Origin of the sequence: Ancylomarina sp. (assembly GCF_041555295.1) — a bacterium.
In the GTDB taxonomy this organism is placed as follows: Bacteria; Bacteroidota; Bacteroidia; order Bacteroidales; family Marinifilaceae; genus Ancylomarina.
This window is the reverse complement of sequence record NZ_JBFFKR010000256.1, coordinates 1-5014: the sequence shown is the minus strand read 5'-3', so window position 1 is coordinate 5014 and position 5014 is coordinate 1. Positions and strand designations below refer to the sequence as shown.

General features: G+C 41.4%; 3 protein-coding genes. All 3 read left to right on the top strand.

The window, feature by feature from the left end; translation table 11 throughout:
• The coding region (locus ABY905_RS14015) for a hypothetical protein (RefSeq protein ID WP_372644940.1) at window positions 1–309 on the top strand (309 nt) is incomplete at its 5' end.
• A 65-nt stretch (window positions 310–374) separates the two neighbouring features.
• On the top strand, window positions 375–3527 hold the full coding sequence (locus tag ABY905_RS14010) for a glycoside hydrolase family 2 TIM barrel-domain containing protein (protein WP_372644938.1): 3153 nt from the start codon (window positions 375–377) through the stop codon (window positions 3525–3527).
• Window positions 3528–3601: 74 nt separating this feature from the next.
• Window positions 3602–5014: MGH1-like glycoside hydrolase domain-containing protein (locus ABY905_RS14005; RefSeq protein ID WP_372644936.1), on the top strand; the 1413-nt coding region annotated here is incomplete at its 3' end.

Genomic DNA, 5014 nt, shown 5'->3' with positions numbered 1-5014 from the left:
GACCCGAATCAATTCAATCCGGAGTCGGCACGTTGGGCCATCGATTTTGTAGATAACCTGATGTATTTGCGATGGCAGGATGCTGTTAAGGATATGCAACTGTATCGTGATCCGTTTCAGCAAAGTTTATTCGACAACTTAAAAGTTAACGACAAAAAAGCAACAGCACTTTATAATAAAAGCCCTAAAAAGGCGAAAGAATTCCTAACACAAAAGAGCAATAAAAACATGCAAGGCGTGGTCGATTTGTTTACTCAAATCAGGAATATCTTAATTACCAAATACACCAATAACAAACAAGGAAGCTAATCAATTCGTAATTTACAATTAGTATCAATTAATAATCACTAATTGTTAATCGTAAATCAATTATAATGAAAACAACTTTAACGCTATTGCTTATTCTCTTCTACCAGGGCATTTTTGCTCAAGAGAAAGCAAATGTCAACGATTGGGAAAATCCTCAAGTCATTGGCATTAACAAAGAAAAACCAAGAGCATCTTATTTTGCCTATCGCAACTTGAAGAATGCCCTTAAGAATACGAAAGAGAATTCCGAATACTACATCAATCTAAACGGAACATGGAGATTCAACTGGGTTCGCAAACCAGCTGATCGTCCTGTTGATTTTTACAAAACCAATTACGATATCTCAGACTGGAAAGACATTAAGGTTCCCGGTCATTGGGAATTGCAAGGCTATGGAGTTCCTATTTACACCGACGTCTCCTACCCTTTCCCTAATAACGAACCCTTTATTCCTCATGATTATAATCCCGTTGGATCCTATAAGAGAGACTTTAATATACCTGAGAACTGGAAGGGTGAAGAAATTTACATCCAGTTTGGCGGGGTGCGCTCAGCCATGTATTTATGGGTGAATGGCAAAAAGGTTGGCTATAGTCAGGGTAGTAAAACCCCAGCTGAGTTTAATCTTACCGAATACGTAAAAGCAGGTATCAACCAGCTTGCTGTAGAAATTTACCGCTTTAGCGATGGCTCTTATCTCGAAGATCAGGACTATTGGAAAGTGAGCGGTTTCGAGAGAGATGTCTATCTGTATGCCCGTCCCAAAACGCATATTCGTGACTTCTTTGCTCATGCCGACTTGGATGAAACCTACACACACGGACAGTTTAAACTTGAAATTGAGCTTAATAAGACCGATTCAAAAGCTGAGAGCAAAACAGTTAATATTCAGGTTTTAGATGGGGATAAAATCGTCATTAATCAGGACATTAAAACCAGCTTAAAACAAGGTGATAATCAAGTGAGTTTTGCAGGCAAAATCGCTAATGTTCGCAAATGGACTGCAGAAACACCTGAACTGTATGACTTACAGATTAGCCTGAAAGCTTCGAATAAAAAAGACATTGAGGTCATTCGCAGAAAGATTGGTTTCCGTACAAGCGAAATCAAAAATGGATTGCTTCAAATCAACGGGGTTCCCATTGTGATCAGAGGGGTAAACCGTCACGAGCACGATGCTGACAATGGTCGTGTGATTACTGAAGAATCGATGATTAGAGACATTGAGTTGATGAAACAATTCAATATCAATGCCGTGAGAAATTCACACTACCCAAATCGCGAACGCTGGTACGAGCTCTGTGATGAATATGGCTTGTATCTGGTTGACGAAGCCAATATAGAGGCTCACGGTTGCGATCCATACAATAAGGAAAAAACTCTAGCTAATAAGCCCAACTGGAAGAAGGCATTTCTAGACAGAACACAGTCGATGTTTCAGCGCAGTAAAAACCATGCGTCTGTTATCATCTGGTCTTTAGGCAACGAAACCGGACGAGGTCAGAACTTCCATGCCACTTACGATTGGTTAAAGAAGCACGATAGCTCTCGCCCTGTTCAGTCTGAGGATTCCGGTCTGGAATCGAACACCGACATCTTCTGCCCCATGTACGATCGCATGTGGGAGATGATGAAATATGCCGAAAAGGTACAAACCCGTCCACTGATTCAGTGTGAGTACGCTCACGCCATGGGAAACAGCGTGGGTAACCTAAAAGATTACTGGGATTTGATTCACAAACAAAGGCAGTTGCAAGGCGGCTTCATTTGGGATTGGGTAGACCAAACTTTCAGAAAAGAAACAGAAAAAGGCGATACTATTTTTGCCTATGGCGGCGATATGGGTATTTATAAGATCCAGAATGATTCTAATTTCTGCGCCAATGGTTTGGTTTCTGGTGACAGAAAAATTCACCCTCATATTTGGGAAGTAAAAAAGGTTTACCAGCCTATCGCATTCGAGAAGATCGATCACGCATCAAATCAGTTTAAAATCATCAACCGTCACGATTTTATCGACCTGACTGCTTTTGACTTTAGCTGGACATTAAAAGAAGATGCTACCGAAATTGCATCAGGACAACTGAATGATATTTCATTAAAGGCACATGAAGCAAAAACGATAAGCATTCCATATCCTGTTATTGATCCTAAAGCCGGGAAAGAGTACTTCCTGGAGATTCAGGGCCACAGCAAAAAAGAGATGCCTCTTGTTCCCCAAGGACACTTGGTTGCCTGGGAACAGTTCCAATTGCCAGTATCAACAGGAATATCTGCAAAATCGGCAAGCACTCTTGGAAAAGTAAAACTAAAAGAAAACAAAAACGAGCTAAGCCTAATTGCCGGTGACATTCAGATTCGATTCTCAAAGCAAACCGGAAGTTTGAATTCTTACCAAATAGATGGTAAGGAGCTGATGGCTCAAGACTTGAAACCTTTCTTTTGGAGAGCGGTTACTGATAATGATCTAGGTAATGGTATGCCTGCAAAATGTCAGCCTTGGAAAGTGGCTGGTGCAAATGCAAAAATCCTTTCGTTCGAGAGCAAAAAGCTGAGCAACCAAGTGGTGGAAGTGACCATCTCACTTGACCTCCCAACTGTTTCAAGTAAGTATAAAACGCAATACCTGATTTATGGCAATGGTGATATTAAAGTAACAAATACCTATCATCCTGAAGCGAATAATATTCCGATGCTTCCCCGACTGGGTATGCAAATGCAGTTGCCTAAGACTTTCAACCAGATTGAATGGTTTGGTCGTGGCCCTCAGGAGAGTATGAGCGATAGAAAAACAGGCTATCCGGTAGGACATTATAAAAGTAGTGTTGCTGAGCAATACCACCCTTACGTGCGCCCACAGGAAACAGGTAATAAAACCGATCTGAGATGGATGGCTCTTACAAATAAAGATGCTTTGGGCTTGATGGTAATTTCAGAATCAGAATTAGCTGGCTCGGCACTGCCTTTCGACTACAAAGAGCTTTATCACTCAGGTAAGGGAAATACTCAGAAACACGGGGCTGAAATTAAGCCTGGTGAGGTCATCAGCTGGCAGATTGATTACAAGCAAATGGGTGTTGGTGGCGATAACTCATGGGGAGCACCTGTGCACTCAGAGTATTCAATTCCTGCACAAGATTACAGCTACGAGTTTATTCTACGCCCGATAAATGGCGAGAAGAATTTGAATGAGTTGAGTAAATTAAGATTTAAATAAAAACTAAAATGTTATCAATTTTCTGTTGTCAGTTTTCACAACCGACAACGGAAAACTGAAAACCTATAACCAATATGACACATAAAAATCTATACATTCTACTCTTAGCCCTTCTGGTTTGGAGTGGTTGCCAGCCAAAGGCTGATAAAGTAACAGACCTGCAGGAGGAAATGGCTAATGTTCTCAATATTCAGGGCATTCCACAAGGGCAATACGAACTGGAGCCTTTCGGATTTTCCGATATGGGTGCATGGCATGGTTATGCCCTTCCCGATATAGATAGTACGAACTATTACGGCGGGTTCTCAGGACCACTTACCATGAAAATGTGGGGACAATGGGTCAGTAAAAACCTGTGCCATCTGGAACTGACTGATGCTAGCAGCATGACTACCATTGATTTGAGCAAAGCAAAAGCTGAGCTCAATTACAAGCCTGGTAAACTGGAGCAAACTCTAGAATTAGAACATCTAAGTCTAAAACTTAGTCTGATTTTTATTAGTGATAGAACGGCTCTTATTCAAACCGATATCACAAACAAAAGCGACAAGAACCAAAGCCTCTTTGTGGGCTGGAAAGGAGAACTATTCCCTAAAGGTATCGCGTTAAGCAAATCAGAAAAAGGTCTGCAAATCGATTTTGAAGAGGGAGATGAATTTTTCCTGATGCATAACGATTCCGACAAGTCGATTCAAATCTCTCCTGATAAGCATGCCTACCAAATGATATTAATGGATAAGCGCGAGATTGCTTCAGGTGAAACACTAGAGGTGAACTTACTGCACTCCTACTATTTCAATCAGGAGGAAGCTGCTAAAGAAACCAATCAATACACCAAGTGGCTTGATAATTCAAAACAGCTGTTTGCCGATAATAAAAGCAGATGGAATAACTATTTAAACAAAGCCCTTGAGAGCAATAATTCCTTATTGGACAATGAGGATAATCGTAAACTAGCAGTTAAATGTGTGCAAACCCTACAGACCAACTGGCGATCAGCGGCAGGCGATCTACAGCACTCGGGTGTCTTTCCGTCGGCAGCTTACCAGGGATTCTATGGCTTTTGGTCGTGGGACTCGTGGAAACAAGCTGTTGCTCTTGTGCGTTTCAATCCTGAACTGGCAAAGAGTAATCTGCACTCCATGTTCCAATATCAGGACGAGATGGGCATGGTAGCCGATTGTGTTTATTTTGATCCTAAGGAAAACAATTGGCGCGATACCAAAGCTCCATTGGCTAGTTGGGCAGTATTAGAAATCTACAAAGCAACTTCAGATCTGGCATTTGTGAAAGAAATGTATCCGAAATTAGTGAAATATCATGAGTGGTGGTACCAGTACCGCGACAACGATCAGAATGGCCTATGCGAATATGGCTCTACTGATGGTTCACTTATCGCAGCCAAATGGGAATCGGGCATGGATAATGCTGTTCGTTTCGATGATTCTAAAATGCTAAAAAATAATGAGCATGGATGGTCGATGAAT

Coding starts and splice junctions, on each gene's coding strand:
- ABY905_RS14010 (WP_372644938.1), top strand. CDS start 375: ATGAAAACAACTTTAACGCTATTGCTTATTCTCTTCTACCAGGGCATT.